14 protein-coding genes are annotated in these 15,679 nt (G+C 72.5%); 9 read left to right on the top strand and 5 right to left on the bottom strand.

What is annotated here, in order from left to right; all coding sequences use genetic code 11:
* Positions 1–183 precede the first annotated feature (183 nt).
* The 3 genes from B0I31_RS13565 to bdeA form a co-directional block, all read right to left on the bottom strand.
* The gene (locus B0I31_RS13565; RefSeq protein WP_106615704.1) at positions 184–1,593 is read right to left on the bottom strand and encodes a family 2B encapsulin nanocompartment shell protein; all 1,410 of its coding nucleotides are present in this window, start codon (positions 1,591–1,593) and stop codon (positions 184–186) included.
* Between the two features lie 30 nt (positions 1,594–1,623).
* Positions 1,624–3,030, bottom strand: coding sequence for a family 2B encapsulin nanocompartment shell protein (locus B0I31_RS13560; protein WP_106615703.1), 1,407 nt, complete (start codon positions 3,028–3,030; stop codon positions 1,624–1,626).
* A 430-nt stretch (positions 3,031–3,460) separates the two neighbouring features.
* Complete coding sequence (gene bdeA, locus B0I31_RS13555) at positions 3,461–4,327, bottom strand: bis(hydroxyethyl) terephthalate hydrolase (RefSeq protein ID WP_219910696.1); 867 nt, start codon at positions 4,325–4,327, stop codon at positions 3,461–3,463.
* Positions 4,328–4,497: 170 nt separating this feature from the next.
* Here bdeA and B0I31_RS13550 point away from each other — a divergent pair, with 170 nt between their 5' ends.
* The 5 genes from B0I31_RS13550 (at position 4,498) to B0I31_RS13530 (ending at position 9,753) form a co-directional block, all read left to right on the top strand.
* Entirely contained in the window at positions 4,498–6,990 is a 2,493-nt protein-coding gene (locus tag B0I31_RS13550) for a LuxR family transcriptional regulator (RefSeq protein WP_106615702.1), read from the top strand.
* Positions 6,991–7,003: 13 nt separating this feature from the next.
* The gene (locus B0I31_RS13545) at positions 7,004–7,420 is read left to right on the top strand and encodes an acyl-CoA thioesterase (RefSeq protein WP_106615701.1); all 417 of its coding nucleotides are present in this window, start codon (positions 7,004–7,006) and stop codon (positions 7,418–7,420) included.
* Complete coding sequence (locus B0I31_RS13540; protein WP_106615700.1) at positions 7,417–8,517, top strand: zinc-binding dehydrogenase; 1,101 nt, start codon at positions 7,417–7,419, stop codon at positions 8,515–8,517. The genes B0I31_RS13545 and B0I31_RS13540 overlap by 4 nt, the downstream gene beginning before the upstream one ends.
* An 86-nt stretch (positions 8,518–8,603) precedes the next feature.
* Positions 8,604–9,404, top strand: a complete 801-nt coding sequence (locus B0I31_RS13535) for a cyclase family protein (RefSeq protein ID WP_245949867.1) — start codon at positions 8,604–8,606, stop codon at positions 9,402–9,404.
* Positions 9,405–9,513: 109 nt separating this feature from the next.
* Positions 9,514–9,753 carry a hypothetical protein gene (locus tag B0I31_RS13530; protein ID WP_146173835.1) on the top strand — a complete coding sequence of 80 codons (240 nt, stop codon included), beginning with the start codon at positions 9,514–9,516 and terminating at the stop codon, positions 9,751–9,753.
* Here B0I31_RS13530 and B0I31_RS13525 read toward each other — a convergent pair.
* Positions 9,729–11,177 carry a protein adenylyltransferase SelO gene (locus B0I31_RS13525; RefSeq protein ID WP_106615697.1) on the bottom strand — a complete coding sequence of 483 codons (1,449 nt, stop codon included), beginning with the start codon at positions 11,175–11,177 and terminating at the stop codon, positions 9,729–9,731. The genes B0I31_RS13530 and B0I31_RS13525 overlap by 25 nt on opposite strands.
* A gap of 247 nt (positions 11,178–11,424) precedes the next feature.
* On the bottom strand, positions 11,425–13,341 hold the full coding sequence (locus B0I31_RS13520; protein WP_106615696.1) for a discoidin domain-containing protein: 1,917 nt from the start codon (positions 13,339–13,341) through the stop codon (positions 11,425–11,427).
* Positions 13,342–13,447: 106 nt separating this feature from the next.
* Between B0I31_RS13520 and B0I31_RS13515 the strand changes: the two genes are divergently transcribed.
* The 4 genes from B0I31_RS13515 to B0I31_RS13500 all read left to right on the top strand — a co-directional run bounded on the left by B0I31_RS13515 (position 13,448) and on the right by B0I31_RS13500 (position 15,663).
* Complete coding sequence (locus B0I31_RS13515) at positions 13,448–14,440, top strand: LacI family DNA-binding transcriptional regulator (RefSeq protein ID WP_106615695.1); 993 nt, start codon at positions 13,448–13,450, stop codon at positions 14,438–14,440.
* Positions 14,441–14,532: 92 nt separating this feature from the next.
* Positions 14,533–15,123, top strand: coding sequence for a hypothetical protein (locus B0I31_RS13510; protein ID WP_106615694.1), 591 nt, complete (start codon positions 14,533–14,535; stop codon positions 15,121–15,123).
* Between the two features lie 122 nt (positions 15,124–15,245).
* Positions 15,246–15,455 carry a DUF2795 domain-containing protein gene (locus B0I31_RS13505; protein WP_106615693.1) on the top strand — a complete coding sequence of 70 codons (210 nt, stop codon included), beginning with the start codon at positions 15,246–15,248 and terminating at the stop codon, positions 15,453–15,455.
* 46 nt (positions 15,456–15,501) lie between these two features.
* On the top strand, positions 15,502–15,663 hold the full coding sequence (locus tag B0I31_RS13500) for a trypsin-like serine peptidase (protein ID WP_181320148.1): 162 nt from the start codon (positions 15,502–15,504) through the stop codon (positions 15,661–15,663).
* Positions 15,664–15,679 lie beyond the last annotated feature (16 nt).

Raw genomic sequence — 15,679 nt, 5'->3', positions numbered from 1 at the left:
CAACTCCTGTTCGGGGGCCGCCGTGAGGGCGGCAGGCACGGGCGGCCCAGGCATGGGCACGCGAGGGCAGCGCGCGGGTACGCGCGAAGGCGGTGCGGCAGCCGGGTGTGGTGACCCGGCTGCCGGGTGGGACGGCGCCGCCAAGTCCAGGTCCAGGCCCGTCGAGCACGGACCGGGATCAGGTCAGGACCGGCCGATCTCCACGTGTTCCAGCACCCCGAGCGCGTCCGGCACCAGCACGGCCACCGAGTAGTAGGCGCTGACCAGGTACGACACGATCGCCTTCTCGTTGATGCCCATGAACCGCACGTTCAGGCTCGGCTGCACCTCGTCCGGGATGCCCGGCTGGTGCAGCCCGATCACGCCGTTGTCCTGCTCGCCGACCCGCATGGCCAGGATCGACGTGGTGCCCTGCGGCGTGATCGGGATCTTGTCCGAGGGCAGCAGCGGCACGCCGCGCCAGGTCACGACCTGCGTGCCGTCCACGTTGGTGGTGCCCGGGTACAGGCCCCGCTTGCTCGCCTCCCGGCCGAACGCGGCGATCGTGCGCGGGTGGGCCAGCACGAAACCCGTCTTGCGCCGCCGGGACAGCAACTCGTCCAGGTCGTCGGGGGTCGGCGGGCCGGTGCGGGTGTGGATGCGCTGCTTGAGGTCGGCGTTGTGCAGCAGCCCGATGCGGCGGTTGTTGATCATCTCGTGCTCCTGCCGCTCGCGCAGGGCCTCGATGGTCAGCCGCAACTGCTGCTCGGTCTGGTTCATCGGGTAGTTGTAGAGGTCGGAGACGCGGCTGTGCACGCGCAGCACGGTCTGCGCCACTTCCAGCTCGTACTCGCGCGGGGACAACTCGTAGTCGACGTAGGTCGCCGGCAGGTCCGGCTCGCCCTCGTGCCCGGAGGCGATCTCGATCTCCGCCTCGCCGTGCTTGTTCTGCGGCTTGCCCGCGTCGCGCGCGAACCCGTCGATGTGCGCCCGCAGCGCCTCCGCGTGCTCGCCGAGCTCCTGCACCGACCGCCACGGCAGCGTCAGCACGATCACCGGCGTGATCGCCTTGACGGTGTAGTCCCACGCCAGTTCGTCGCCGAACAGCACCTCGTCGCCGAAGTGGTCGCCGTCCGCCAGCGTGTCGAGCACGGTCTGGTCGCCGTACTTGCCCTGCCCGATCTTGTTCACCTTGCCGTGCGCGACGAGGAAGACCTCCTCGGCCCGGTCGCCCGAGGAGATCAGCACGTCGCCGGGCTGGAACTCGCGCTGCCGGAACCGGCCGGCCAACGCGACCAGCACGTCGTCGTCCGCGAAGTCGCGCAGCACGGGCAGTTCCCGCAGCTCCTGCGGGATGACCCTGATGTCGGCGCCGGTGCTGGTGAAGCTCACCCGCCCGTCACCGAGCGCGTAGGTGAGGCGGCGGTTGACCCGGTACGTGCCTGCCTGGGTGGTCACCCACGGCAGCTTGCGCAGCAGCCACCTCGGCGAGATGCCCTGCATCTGGGGGGTGGATTTGGTGGTGCTCGCCAGGTTCCGCGCGGCCGCGGTGCTCAGGCTGTGCCGCTGCTGCTCGGCCTCTTCGGGTGCGAGGCCGGGGTCTGTCACGGTCACGTCAGCTGCCCAATCTTGTCGGGGGGACTATCAGTCTTCGCGGCCGAGTTCCACGTGCTCGAGCACGCCGACGGCGTCCGGCACGAGGATCGCGGTCGAGTAGTAGGCGCTGACGAGGTAGGAGATGATCGCCTTCTCGCTGATGCCCATGAACCGCACGTTGAGCCCCGGCTGGTACTCGTCGGGCAGGCCGGTCTGGTGCAGGCCGATGACGCCCTGGTTGTGCTCGCCGGCGCGCAGCAGCATGATCGAGCTGGTGCGGGTCTTGGTGACCGGGATCTTGTTGCACGGCAGCACGGGCACACCACGCCACGCGGGCACGTGGTGGCCGTTGAGGTCGATGGTCGACGGGTAGATGCCCCGCTTGCTGCACTCGCGGCCGAACGCGGCGATGACCCGCGGGTGCGCCAGGAACGCGGTCGGCTCCTTCCACACCGTGGCCAGCAGGTCGTCCATGTCGTCGGGGGTCGGCGGGCCGGTGCGGGTGTGGATGCGCTGCTTGAGGTCGGCGCTGTTGAGCAGGCCGAAGTCGCGGTTGTTGACCATCTCGTGCTCCTGGCGCTCGCGCAGCGCCTCGATGGTCAGCCGCAACTGCTGCTCGACCTGGTCCATCGGCTGGTTGTAGAGGTCCGCGACGCGGCTGTGGACCCGCAGCACGGTCTGCGCGACGCTCAGCTCCAGCTCGCGCGGCGCGATCTCGTAGTCGACGAACGTGCCGGGCAGGTCGGGTTCGCCCTCGTGGCCGGAGGCGATGTCGATCTCGGCCTCGCCGTAGGCGTTGGACTTGCCGGCGCCCGCCGCGAACATCCGCTGGATGTGCGCGCGCAGGCCGCCCGCCTCACCGTTGAGCTGCTCGAACACGTCCCACGGCAGCACCAGCAGGATCACCGGCGTGACGGCCTTGACGGTGAACTCCCACTCGCCCTGCGGGCCGGCGAGGACGTCGCCGCCGAAGTGCTCGCCGTCGGCCAGCGTGCCGAGCACGGTCTGGGTGCCGTACTCGCCCTGGCCGATCCGGTTCACCTTGCCGTGCGCGATCAGGTAGACCGAGTCCTGCGGGCGGCCCTCCTCCACGATGACCGCACCCGGTTCGAACTCGCGCTGCTCGAACCGGTCGGCCAGCGCGTTGAGCGCCTCGACGTCCTCGAAACCGCGCAGCAGCGCCAGTTCGGTCAGCTCCTCCGGGATGACCCGGACGTTCGCACCGATGTTGGTGAAGGTCAGCCGCCCGTCACCGATCTCGTAGCTGAGCCTGCGGTTGACCCGGAAGGCGCCGCCCTTCGCCTCCACCCAGGGCAGGATCTTGAGCAGCCACCGCGAGGTGATGCCCTGCATCTGGGGAACGGACTTGGTCGTGGTCGCCAGGTTCCGGGCCGCCGCCGTGCTCAGGCTCAACCGAGTCTGCTCGGTCTCCAAGTCCGAATCGGTCACAGTCACCGCTCACACCGCCAATCGGATTTCGCTCATTGGTCCGGAACGACGGTAGTGAGCCTGAATACGCCACGGGAATCGGCCGATGTGACGACACCCCTGAGGGGCAATCGGCCCTGACGTGCGTACTCACCGTGGACCTTGTCCACCTTGCAAGTAATTAACGGGTGATCTTCGTGCGCGTTGGTGGAGGCATTCGCCCCGAGTGGGAATGGTTACGTCATATGCCGTACCGGATTTCACCGGAAGGTGTTGTTGACCGTGGTACGGCAAACTCTCTGTTGCCGGAACGCCCAAGTGCGGAGAAAAGTTCACGCGGAAGTGGGCACGAAAAATGCGGTGCCGGCTCGATGTCGGCACCGCGTGGTCGACTCGTGGGACGGGCGTGGCGCCGCGACTGGTCGCGACGCCACGCCCGGGTCTGGCGATCAGCCGATCAGACCCCGTGCGGACAGGTGTCCCGGTAATCCGAGATCAGCGAGCTGTTCGCCGGGGACGGGCACAGGAACTGCTCGTACCGGGTGTCGTTGTCGATGAACCGCTTGAGCCACGCGATGCTGTACTTCGCGATCGTCGTGTTGGAGCTGTTGGGCGCGAAGTGGCTGGCGCCGTTCAGCTCCAGGTACGCCTTGTCCAGGGTGGACGGCAGCGAGGTGTAGAACGGGATCGAGTGCGACGACACGGACGCGACCGAGTCGTTCTCGGCCCCGACCACCAGGGTCGGCACCCGCACGCTGCCCCAGGACTTGTCGGTGTGCCACGCGGTCAGCGGGATCGCCGCCTGGAGCGCGGGCCGCTGCTCGGCGGCGCGCAGGGTGCCGCCGCCACCCATCGAGTGGCCCATCACGCCCAGCCGGGACGCGTCGATCCGGGTGCGGACCGTGCTGCGCTGGGTCAGGTAGTCCAGCGCGGACAGCAGCTGGCTCGCCCGGCTGTCGGGCTGGTCGTAGCGGCTGTTGGTGTCGATGGTGAACACCACGAAGCCCTGGGACGCGATGCGCGGGCCCAGCCACGCCATCGTGGACTGGTCCGCCGTGTAGCCGGGGGAGACGGCGACCGCGCCGAAGGTGCCCTCGGCGGTGCTGGTCGGGTAGTAGATCGTGCCACCGCCGAAGCCGGTGACCGACAAGGAGGACACCGTGGTGGAGGCCGTGGCGAACGGGCCCCGGGACGCCTCGATGCTGGAGTTGGTCGGTGCGGGACCGCGCCGGAACTCCTCCTCGGCGGCGGTGGCAGGCGTCACGCCGACCAGGGACAGGGCCAGCGCGGGGATCAGCGCGGGGATCAGTTTGCGGAGTTGCACGTCGGTGTACACCTCGCTTGGCAGGGAACTACGGACAGCGATGACCTTGCGCCACCACGTGAGCGCTCCGCATCGGTGCAACCACCGGTCCGGGGTCGAAAACTAACACTGGTAGATAATTTTTCGCCGATCCCTTCCGCTCGCCGTGGACCTCCCGCCAGACTGGCCACATGCTGCGCGGACGTGACCGGCAGCGCGTCGCCGTCGACGCGTTGCTCGCCCGCGCCCAGGCCGGACACGGCGGGGCGCTGGTGCTGCGCGGCGGCCCCGGGTCGGGCAAGACCGCGATGCTCGCCGCCGCACGGGAGACCACTTCCACGGGTGACCGCCGGGTGCTGCTGTGCGTGGACGACGCCCACCTGCTGGAGGACACCGACTGGCTGGTGGAACTCGTCGCGCACGCCGCCGACGAGCCGGTGGCGGTGCTGATCGCCACCGAGGGCGAGCCGCTGGGGCTGCCGTGGGTGCGGCTGGACCCGCTCGACCACGCCGACAGCCTGCGCGTGCTGCGCGACCTGCGGCCCGGCCTCGCGCCCGGCCTCGCCGACGACGTCGCCGACCTGGCCAGGGGCAACCCGCTCGCGCTCACCGAACTGGCCCGCGCGCTGACCTCCGAGCAGCTCGGCGGCACGGCGCCCGCGCCGGACGCGCTGCCCGAGGACAGCTCGCTGCGGGCCCGGTTCAGCGCCCGCTTCCACGCCCTGTCACCGCAGGCCCGGTTCGCGGTGGCGTTGAGCGTGGTGGACGACGAGGTCGACGCCGACGCCCTGGCCCGGATGCCCGACCTCGACCTCGCCGCGGTGGAGGAGGCCGCCGCGCTGCTCGACGGCGGCCCGCTGGTCCGCTCCACGCTGCGCACCGGGATCCCGCTGGCCCTGCGCTACGCCGCGCACGCCGCGCTGGCCGAGAACCTGCCGCGCGGCCCGCGCCGCACCTGGCACGAGGCCGCCCGCGTGCCGGGGGTGCGCGACGCGTTCGCCGAACGGCTGGCCGACTCCGCGAGCCGCGCCCGCCGCTGCGGCGACTACCCGGCCGCCGCCCGGGACCACGACCGCGCCGCCGCGCTCGCCGCCGATCCCGACGCCCGAGCACGCCACCTGATCGCCGCCGCCACCGACCACTGGGCGTCCGGCGCACCACGCCGGGCCCGCGTCGCGCTGCGCACCGCCGCCCGGCTCACCGACAGCGACGAGCTGCGGGCCCGCACCGAGCTGCTGCGCGGCGGCATCGACCTGGGCAACGGCCTGCCGGACGTCGCGGTGCGCCGGCTGCTGCACGCGGCGGGCGAACTCGTCGGCACGCACCGGTCGCTGGCCATCACCGCGCTCGGCTTCGCCGGTGAGGCGGCCAGCATCGCGGGCGACCACGTCCGGTACGCCGAGACCGCCGCGTTCGCCGCGAGCCTGCGCCGACCCGACGAGCCGGACGACACCCGGATCACCCTGGACCACCTCGCGGGCATGGCCGCCACCTTCGCCGGTCGGCACGAGGAAGCCGTGCCCGTGCTGCGGTCGGTGATCGAGCTGGCCGAACGGGTGCCGCACCCGCAGGCCAAGATCTGGGGCGGTCAGGCCGCCTACACCCTCGGTGACGCGTCCCGCGCGCACGAGCTGGCCACCAGCGCGGTCACCGCGGCGCACGAGCACGGCCTGACCGCCCTGGTGCCGTGGGCGCTGGTCTACCGGGCGCTGTCGGCGCTGCTGCTGGACCAGCACTCGGCGGCGCTGTCGGCGGCGTTCGAGGGCGTGCACGCGGCCACCGCCATCGGCCAGCACAACGCCGTGGTCGACCACCTCACGATCCTCGCCCTGGTCGCTGCCCTGCGCGGCGACACCGACACCGCGATGCACCGCATCGACGCCGCCGCCGAGCAGATCGCCGAACGCGGGCTCGGCCGCTCCGGCACGTTCGGCGCGTGGGCGTTCGCCTGCGTGGACCTCGCGCTGGACCGCCCGGCCGACGCGCTGGACAGGCTGCGGCTGATGGCCGCCGGATCGGGCGGCGTGCACACCGGCATCAAGGTGCTGGCCGCGCCGCACGTCGTGGAGGCCGCGGTCGGCTGCGGCCGGCCGTCCACGGGGGACCGGGCGTTGCGGCGGTACGAGAAGTGGGCGGGCACCACGGGCAGCGCGGCCAGGCTGGCGCTGTCGCACCGCTGCCGCGGCCTGCTCGGCGACGGCCCGCCCGCCGAGGAGCACTTCCGCGAGGCGATCCGGCTGCACCGGGCCAGCGGCACCGCCATGGAACTGGCCAAGACCGAGCTGTTCTACGGCCACCGGCTGCGCCGCGACCGCAAGCCCCGCGCCGCGCGCGACCTGCTGCGCGAGGCGATGCACATCTTCCAGCGCTACGACGCCGACCGGTGGGTCGCGCGCGCCCGCGCCGAGCTGCGCGCGGCCGGTGAGGCGGTCGGCCCGACCCAGGCCGACCGGACCGCCGACCGCGCCGCCAACCGGGCCGCGGGCCGCTCCGACGCCGACCCCACCGCCGGCCTGACCCCGCAGCAGGCGCAGATCGCCCGCCTGGTCGCCGAGGGCGCGACCAACCGGGAGGTCGCCGCGCGGCTGTTCCTGAGCCACCGCACCGTCGAGCACCACCTGCGCAACATCTTCGCCAGGCTCGAGGTGCGGTCCCGGGTCGAGCTGACCCGGATGCTCGATTGACTCAGGAGGTCAGGTGCGCGAGGACTACCGGCACTGGCAGCGGATACCGACCCGGTGGCACGACAACGACGTGTACGGACACGTGAACAACGTCGTGCACTACGCCTTCATGGACACCGTGATCAACACGTGGTTGATCACCGAGGGAGGGTTGGACATCCACCACGGGCAGGCCATCGGCCTGTGCGTGGAATCCCACTGCAACTACCGCGCGTCCATCGCGTTCCCCGAGGCCGTCGACGCGGGCCTGCGGATCGGTCACCTCGGCCGCTCCAGCGTCCGCTACGAGGTCGGCTTCTACCCGGAAGGACGGGACGACGTGGTCGCCGAAGGGCACTTCGTACACGTGTTCACCGACCGCGAGACCCGCAAGCCGGTGGCGATCCCGGCCGGTCTGCGCGCCGCGATGGAAGGGCTGGTGGTCGCGTGAAGACCAGGGGTGCGGTGCTGACCGAGGTCGGCGGTCCGCTGGAGGTGCTCGACCTGGAGCTGGATCCGCCGGGCGCCGGTGAGCTGCTGGTCAAGGTGCACGCCACCGGGCTGTGCCACTCCGACCTGTCGGTGATCGACGGCTCCCGGCTCCGGCCGCTGCCCATGCTGCTCGGCCACGAGGCCGCGGGCGAGGTGGTCGAGACCGGGCCGGGCGCGTCGGACTTCGCCGTGGGTGACCGGGTGGTGCTGTCGTTCGTGCCCGCCTGCGGGTCGTGCCGCCGGTGCGTGTCGGGGCGGCAGGCGCTGTGCGAACCGGGTGCGGCGGCCAACCGCGCGGGCACGCTGCTCGGCGGTGAACGGCGGCTGCGGCTGCCCGACGGCACGCGCCCGCACCACCACCTGGGCGTGTCCGGGTTCGCCGAGTACGCGGTGGTGTCGGAGAAGTCGGCCACGCTCGTGCCCGCCGACCTGCCGTTCGAGATCGCCGCCCTGTTCGGCTGCGCGGTGCTCACCGGCGCGGGTGCGGCCTTCTACAGCGCGGGCGTCGCGCCGGGTGACCGGGTCGCGGTGTTCGGGCTCGGCGGCGTCGGGCTGGCCGCGCTGCTCGCCGCGCGGGCGGCCGGGGCGTCACAGATCATCGCGGTGGACGTGGTGGCGCACAAGCGGGAGTTGGCGCGCAAGCTCGGTGCGACCCACGACGTGGCAGGCGGTCCCGACGCGGTGGAGGAAGTGCGCTCGTCGACCGGCGGTGGCGCGGACAAGGTCATCGACACCACCGGTGTCGCGGCCGTGCTGGAGCAGGCGTACCTGGCCACCGGCGCGGGCGGCACCACCGTGACGGTCGGCCTGCCGCACCCCGACCGCACGATCACGCTGCCCGCGCTGAGCCTGGTGGCCGAGGAGCGGACGCTGAAGGGCAGCTACCTCGGCTCGTGCGTGCCACGACGGGACGTGCCCCGGTTCGTGGACCTGTACCGCGCCGGGCAGCTGCCCGTGCAGGAACTGCTGTCGGGCCGCCTCACGCTGGACGAGATCAACGCCGGGTTCACCCGTTTGGCGTCAGGAGAAGCCGTCCGGCAGGTCGTCGTCTTGTGATCACCCAGCCGGTACCGTTGCCCGGATCGGGTGACGGCTAGGCAGAGGAGTGGTCGGCGGTGCGCAGACGGTCGATGCTCGCGGGTGTGGCGACAGCAGTGGGCGGCGTGATCGCGGGCAGCGGGTCGGCGGGTGCTTCGGGACGTCCGGGTCAGCTCGGCCTGGCCGACTACCGGTTGGTGAACCTGGCGCACGTCAACGACCCGGACCGGACCAACGTCTACCCCGGCGACCCGGCGTTCACCCTGACCACCGTGACCACGGTGCCGGAGCACGGGTTCTACCTGCAGTACGTGCAGCAGGGCGAGCACACCGGCACCCACTGGGGCGCGCCCGCGCACTTCAACGACGACCAGCCGCACGCCGACGAGCTCGACGCCGAGGACCTGTTCCTGCCCGCCGTGAAGATCGACGTGCGGGAACAGGCCGCGCGCAGCGCCGACCACGAGGTGAGCGTCGCCGACCTGCAGCGGTGGGAGAGGCGGCACGGCCGCATCCCGAACGAGGCCGCGGTCGTGCTGTGGACCGGGTGGGAGGAGCGCTGGGGCACCGAGGCGTTCTTCAACTTCGACGCCGAGGGCCGGATGCACCAGCCCGGGTTCTCGCTGGAGGCCGTGCGGTGGCTGGTGGACACCGGTCGCCTCGGCCGCCGCGGCGCGCTGGGCACGGACACCTTCAGCCCGGAGTCCGCGCTGGACGCCGAGTACCGGGTGTCCAAGCTGCTCTACCGCGAGCACCGGATCAGCCTGGAGATCCTGGCGAACCTGGCGTCGCTGCCCGAGCAGGGCGCCCACATCCTGGTCGGCGGCACGGTCAACCGGCGCGGCTCCGGCTCGCCCGCGAGCATCTACGCCTTCGTGCCCAAGACCGGTCCCGGCCGCGCCTGATCGGTCGTGCCCAGGACCCGGCTCAACCGGTCGGGTGGTCGTCCGGGGTCAGCCGCAGCCGGCCGGCAGCGCCGCCTGGACCCGGTCGTCCAGCCGCAGGCCGCGGCCGGTGCCGGGCAGGGCGGGCCGGTCCTCCGAGCGGCCCGAGGTGCTGCGCGACTTCGGCACGATGGTCGCGCCGCACGACGACATCACCGGCATGGCGCTGGGGTGGCTGGTCGACGGCGACGAGCGGCGGGCCCGGCTCGCCGACCTGCCGTCCCCGTTCGGCGACCGGCGCGGCGGTAGGCGCATCGCGGCCGCCGTGCGCGAACTCGTGCCGGCTCAGGTGCCGCAGAAGGTCTGGTAGGAGGCGGCGAAGTGGTCCGGTGCCGGGTCCGCGAAGTGGTCGAGGCCGGGACGCTCGTCGTACGGGGCGGTCACCGCGTCCAGGAGCCGTTCGAACGGGCCCAGGTCACCATCGGTGGCGGCGGCGAGGGCTTCTTCCACCAGGTGGTTGCGGGGGATGTAGGCGGGGTTGACCCGGCTCATCGCGTCGGCGTCGGGGGAGAGCGCGCGCCAGCGGGCCAGCCAGGCGTCGATCGCGGCGAGGTCGAGGAACAGTTCGCGGGCGGGCTCGGTGTCGCCGCGGGCCGCCGCACCCAGGCGGCGGTAGAACGACGTGTGGTCGACGCGGTTGTCCCGCAGCAGGGTGAGCAGGTCGTCCACCAGCTCCGCCGGCGCGTCGGCGAGGCCCAGCTTGGCCGCCATGCCCGCCGACCAGACGTCGTTGTACTGCGGGCGGAACGTGCCCAGCGCCTCGACCGCGAGCGCGACGCCCCGCTCCTCGTCGTCGGCGAACAGGGGCAGCAGGGCTTCGGCGAGGCGGGCCAGGTTCCACTCGGCCACCCGCGGCTGGTTGACGTAGGCGTACCGCCCGGCGTGGTCGATCGAGCTGTAGACGGTGGCCGGGTCGAACGCCTCCATGAACGCGCACGGGCCGTAGTCGATGGTCTCACCGGAGATCGTCATGTTGTCGGTGTTCATCACCCCGTGCACGAAGCCGACCAGCATCCACCGCGCGACCAGCTCCGCCTGCGCGGTGACCACGGCCTCGAACAGCGCCAGGTAGCGGTTGTCGGCCTCCGCGGCGGCGGGGTGGTGCCGGGCGATCGCGTGGTCGGCCAGCCGGCGCAGCAGGTCGACGTCGCCGGTCGCGCGGGCGTACTGGAAGCTGCCGACGCGCAGGTGGCTGGCGGCCACCCGGGCGAGCACGGCTCCCGGCAGCACGGTCTCCCGGCGCACCGGACGCCCGGTCGCCACCACGGCGAGCGCACGGGTCGTGCGAATGCCGAGGGCGTGCATCGCTTCGCTGACGACGTACTCGCGCAGCATCGGGCCCACCGCCGCCAACCCGTCGCCGCCGCGGGCGAACGGCGTGCGCCCGGAGCCCTTGAGGTGCAGGTCGCGTGGGGTGCCTTCGGCGTGGACGACCTCGCCGAGCAGCAGCGCGCGACCGTCGCCGAGCCGGGGCGCGTAGTGGCCGAACTGGTGCCCGGCGTAGGCCTGCGCCACCGGCGTGACGCCCTCGGGCACGTGCTCGCCGACGAGCAGCCGCACGCCCTCCGGGCCGCGCAGCCAGGCGGCGTCCAGGCCGAGTTCGCCCGCCAGCCGTTCGTTGAGCGCGAGCAGGCGCGGCGCCGGAGCGGGCTCGGCCTGCCAGGCGAGGGCCAGCTCGGGCAGCGCGCGGGCGAAGTGGTCGCTCAGGGTGACGGTTGCCGGTGGGGTGCTCACCCGACCAACGGTACGTCGTTCGTGCTGGACGAGGTTCTCGCGGTGATCGCGCTCGCCCGGGTAGCGCGGATGTCGATAGCCAGGTCGAGGAACTCGCGCGCCTGGACCGCGACGGTGTAGTCCCGCGCGGGCGGCTGAAGTCCTCCGCGACCTCGTCGTCGGGCGCCTCCGGTGTCGCGGGTCCACCGTGATCCCCGTTCCCTGAGGTCGGGGGTCACGCGACGCGCGACCCCCGACCGGGGACGGATCAGCGGTACAGGCGGACGTCCGCGACGCTCCACCAGTTGCCGGCCGCCGCGGTGGTGCTCACCCGCAGGTAGCGGGCCCGCGTGCGCGGCAGGTCGACCGTGGTCGACTGGCCGGCGCCCGCGCCCGAGGCGACGGTCCGCCAGTCGGTGCCGTCGTCGCTGACCGCCAGCCGCCAGCCGCGGGCGTAGTCGCCGAGGTTGCCGCCGCTGTCGATCGCCACCCGCCGGAACGCCGCGGCGCGGCCGAGGTCGACCTGGAGGTGCTGGCCGGGCTCCTGGGCCTGACCGCTGCTCCACCGGGTGGAGGCGTCACCGTCCACGGCGGCGGCCACGTTCTCGCCCGTCGGCGCCGAGGTGGCGGTGGCGCCGGCCAGGGACACCGGGTCGAGCTTGTCGTCCAACGCCTTGCCGCGCGGCCAGGTGAACGTGGCCAGGGCGCCGCCGGGCAGCGTGTACTCGAAGGTCCGCTCGCCGACGTTCACCGCGAACGTGCGCGGGTCGTCGTTCTGGTTGTGCACCACCAGCGCCGTGGAACCGTCCGGGTTGCGGAACGCGACGTCCATGATCTGGCCGTTCCAGCCGGTGGTGCCGAACGACGTGCTCGCGACACGCCGCGCGCCCGGCTTCACGAACTTCGCCAAGTGCCCGATCGTGTAGTACTCGGCGTCGGTGGACACGGTCCCGTCCGGGTGGACGGTGACCAGGCCGGTGCACGTGCCGCAGCCGCCGTTGTGCGGGCCGCCGGTGCTGTCCAGCGCGATGTTCCAGTTCACCACCGACTTCGCCCAGTTGCGGGTGGTGCCGATGACGACGTTGCGGGCGTGCCACTTGAGCGTCTCGCGGAACACCTGCGCGGGAGGGTCGGTCGGGCCGTGCGAGCCGGAGCACTCGGTGAACCAGATGCCCTTGTCGGGGTGCGCGTCGTGCAACGCGGTCTGCGCCGCCGGGTCACCCGAGTAGCAGTGGTAGGCGGTGCCCGCGACCCACCGCGCGGCCGGGCTCTCCAGGATCCGGAACGGGTAGTCGGTCTCCGCGTCCTCGCCGGGCGGCGTGGTCGCGACGTCGTTGGGGTGCGTGCTCCAGTTGTGGTCGTAGGCGAGGATCTTCGTGCGCGGGCTCGCCTTGCGCAGCAGCGGTCCCAGCGCCTCGATGACCTTGATCTGCTGCGCCACCGGCATGTCCGTGCCCGGGTAGGCGTCGGGCGCGCGGTTCTGCGGTTCGTTCTGCAACGACAGGAAGTCCACCGGCACGCCCGCGGCGGCGTAGGCCTGGACGAACTTCACCAGGTACCGCGCGTAGGCGTCGTAGATCGCCGGGTCGTCCTTCAACCGGCCGCCCACCAGCGAGTCCGTGGTCTTCATCCACGCGGGCGGGCTCCACGGCGTGCCCATGACCTTCAAGGCCGGGTTGAGCTGCTTCGCCCGGCGCAGCAGCGGCAGGATCTCGGCCTCGTCGTGGGCGGTGCTGAAGTGGCGCAACGGGAAGTCGGTCTCGCCGGGCGGCACGTCGTCGTAGGTGTAGTGCTCGGCCTCGGCGGTGAAGTCGGAGGAGCCGATCGGCTGGCGCAGGAAGCTCACGCCGATGCCGCGCACCGGGTCGAACAGCTTGCGCATCGTTTCCTCGCGCAGCGCGGGGGAGAGCCGGTGCAGCACGTCGGCCGACGAGTCGGTGATCGACGCGCCGAAGCCGTCGACCTCCTGGTAGGCCACGTCGGGGTCCACCACGATGGTCTGGTGCGGCGAGGTCCCGGTCCGGAACGCCACCGGCGGGCGTTCGGCCAGCACCTCGCTCCGGTCCACCGCGGTGACCCACACCCGGGCCGAAATCGTGTCGTGGCCCGCCGCCTGGACGGCGCCGGTCAGGCTCACCGGGAGCACCAAGGCCGCGGTCAGGGCGATCGCCCGGGATCTCTTCATCGCTCTCCTTCGAGCGCAGATGTAACAAAAGCCGAAAATGTGTTTCGTGATGGAACACCTGACGTGCCGAGCGAGTCAAGGTGCAAGACGCGGTTAAGATGCCGAGGTGAACAGGCGTGCGCGGGTGCGCGAGATCGCCGCCGAGGCGGGCGTCTCGATCGCCACCGTCTCCCGGGTGCTCAACGACCACGTCAACGTGGCACCGCGCACGCGTGAGCTCGTGCTCCAGGCGATGGCGCGCAGCCGGTCCGCCGCGCCGGAGAGCCGCCGCCGCACGGTCCACGTCCGCTGCCCCTACCTGCTGACCGACTACTTCGGCCTGATCGTCTCCTCGATCGCGGAGACGCTGCGGCTGCACGGCGTCCGCGTGGTCCTGGACGCGGGCGTGACCTCGCAGCACGCCGACGTGCTCACCGCGCTGCCCGACGAGCCGGACGTCGACGCCGCGATCCTGATCCTGCCGCCGGAGGACGGTGACCGGCTCGTCGCGCTGGCCCGGCGCGGCTTCCCGTTCGTCGTGGTGGACCCGCGCACCGCGCCGCCGCCGGACATCGCGTCGGTGTCCGCGGCCCACCTCGCGGGCGCACGCGCGCTCACCGCGCACCTGGTCGAGCTGGGTCACCGCGACATCGGCGTGATCGCCGGACCCGTGGAGTGGCTGGCGGGCGACGCCCGCACGGCGGGCCACCACGCCGCGCTGGCCCAGGCGGGTGTCCTGCCCGCACGCCACCGCGTCCACCACGTCGAGCCCACCACGGCGGAGGGGCTGCGCGCGGCCGGCGAACTGCTGGACGAGCCCGACCGGCCGACCGCGATCGTGTGCTTCAACGACAAGCTCGCCGTGGGCGCGCTCCAAGCCGCCCACGACCGCGGCCTGCGGGTGCCGGAGGACCTCTCCGTGGCCGGATTCGACGACATCGACCTGAGCCGGGCGACCCGTCCCGCGTTGACGACGGTCCGCCAGCCGTTGCAGGAGATGGGCCGGATCGCGGTCACCCAGCTCATGCGCGTCCTGGACGGCCACCGGCCCGAGGCGCTGCACCTGGAGCTGTCCACGACGTTGGTCGTGCGGGACTCGACGGGGCCGGTGCCGGTTTAGCCTGGTTTACAGCTTTTGTTTCAATTTGTTCCACACTTTCGGGACCGCGGTAAACGGGGGCGGCGGCGCGGGCGGGATGCGAGGATCGAGGCGTGGCTTTCGGCATCGGCGTGGACCGGGCTGTCCCGTTCGGCTACCAGTGCTGGTGGCTCGCCGTCACCGCACCGGACCCGTCCACCGCGGCCGACGTGCTCGGCCTGATCCGGCGCAAGCGGGCGACTTGGGCGCACGGCGTCGGACTGGCCTACGACGGCGCGGTGTTCGTCGCACCGCCGATCGGCCCCTGGGTGCTGGTGCCGGGCCGCGGCCTGCCCGACGCGGCCAGCCCGGATTTCCTGGAGTGGGTCGTCGGGTTGAGCGCGCGGCTCGGGCACGCGCAGTTCTTCCAGACCTACCGCGTCACCGGCGCGTGCGCCTGGGCGTTGGCCGCGGACGGGCGGCTGCGCCGGGCCTACCACTTCGACGGCGCCGGCGTCCCGCTGTTCGAGGGCGAGGTGACGGCCGACGAGACCGCGCTGGGCATCGGCACCCGGCCCGAGTCGCCGGACGACGAGGCGTGGTGGGACACCGTGCCCGGTGAGGGCGACGTGCTGGCCCTGGCCCGCCGGTGGAGCGTGGACCCGACGACGATCGAGGGCGTGGCGACGGACGGCCACGGCATCACCGGCCGACTGCGCCACTAGCGCCGCGACCGGCAAAAACCGCTGGTCGCGGCACTGGCGCCCGACCTCCGCATCGGACGGGGCATGTGCCGCCGCCGTGCCGGGTAACCCGGTGGGCACGGTCCGAGCGTGGAGGGAGTGCCATGAGCGACACGACGACGGTGGGCAGGCTGCGCACCGCGCTGGGGGACGTCCGCTACCCGGCGGACAAGGGCCGGCTGGTCGACCACGCGTCGCGCAACAACGCCGACGAGGACACCGTGCACGCGTTGCACTCGATCCCGGACGGCGTCTACACGTCGTTCGACGAGGTGGTCGACTCGGCCGCGCTCGACCCGGGACGCGAGGCCTGACCACCGCTCAAGTCCTATGTGGACCGCGGTTTCGACGGTCACCAAGGTGCCGGTCTCGTACCGGTGCGACACCGAGGGCGGTTCGTCGGGCTCGCCGGTGCTGTCCCGTCGCACGCACGAGGTGATCGGCCTGCGCCACTGCGGCGGATGCCCGAACCAGGGCGTCCGGATCGACCTGGTGGTCGCGCAGATCGGTTCCCTGCCGTAACGCGCCGACGTGCGGG

This window comes from Saccharothrix carnea (assembly GCF_003014735.1).
In the GTDB taxonomy this organism is placed as follows: domain Bacteria; phylum Actinomycetota; class Actinomycetes; order Mycobacteriales; family Pseudonocardiaceae; genus Actinosynnema; species Actinosynnema carneum.
This window is presented reverse-complemented; position numbering and strand designations above follow the sequence as displayed.

Bases quoted from the DNA above. Each gene is read 5' to 3' on its own strand.
- B0I31_RS13505 (WP_106615693.1), top strand. From the start codon at position 15,246: ATGAGCGACACGACGACGGTGGGCAGGCTGCGCACCGCGCTGGGGGAC.
- B0I31_RS13550 (WP_106615702.1), top strand. From the start codon at position 4,498: ATGCTGCGCGGACGTGACCGGCAGCGCGTCGCCGTCGACGCGTTGCTC.
- B0I31_RS13520 (WP_106615696.1), bottom strand. From the start codon at position 13,341: ATGAAGAGATCCCGGGCGATCGCCCTGACCGCGGCCTTGGTGCTCCCG.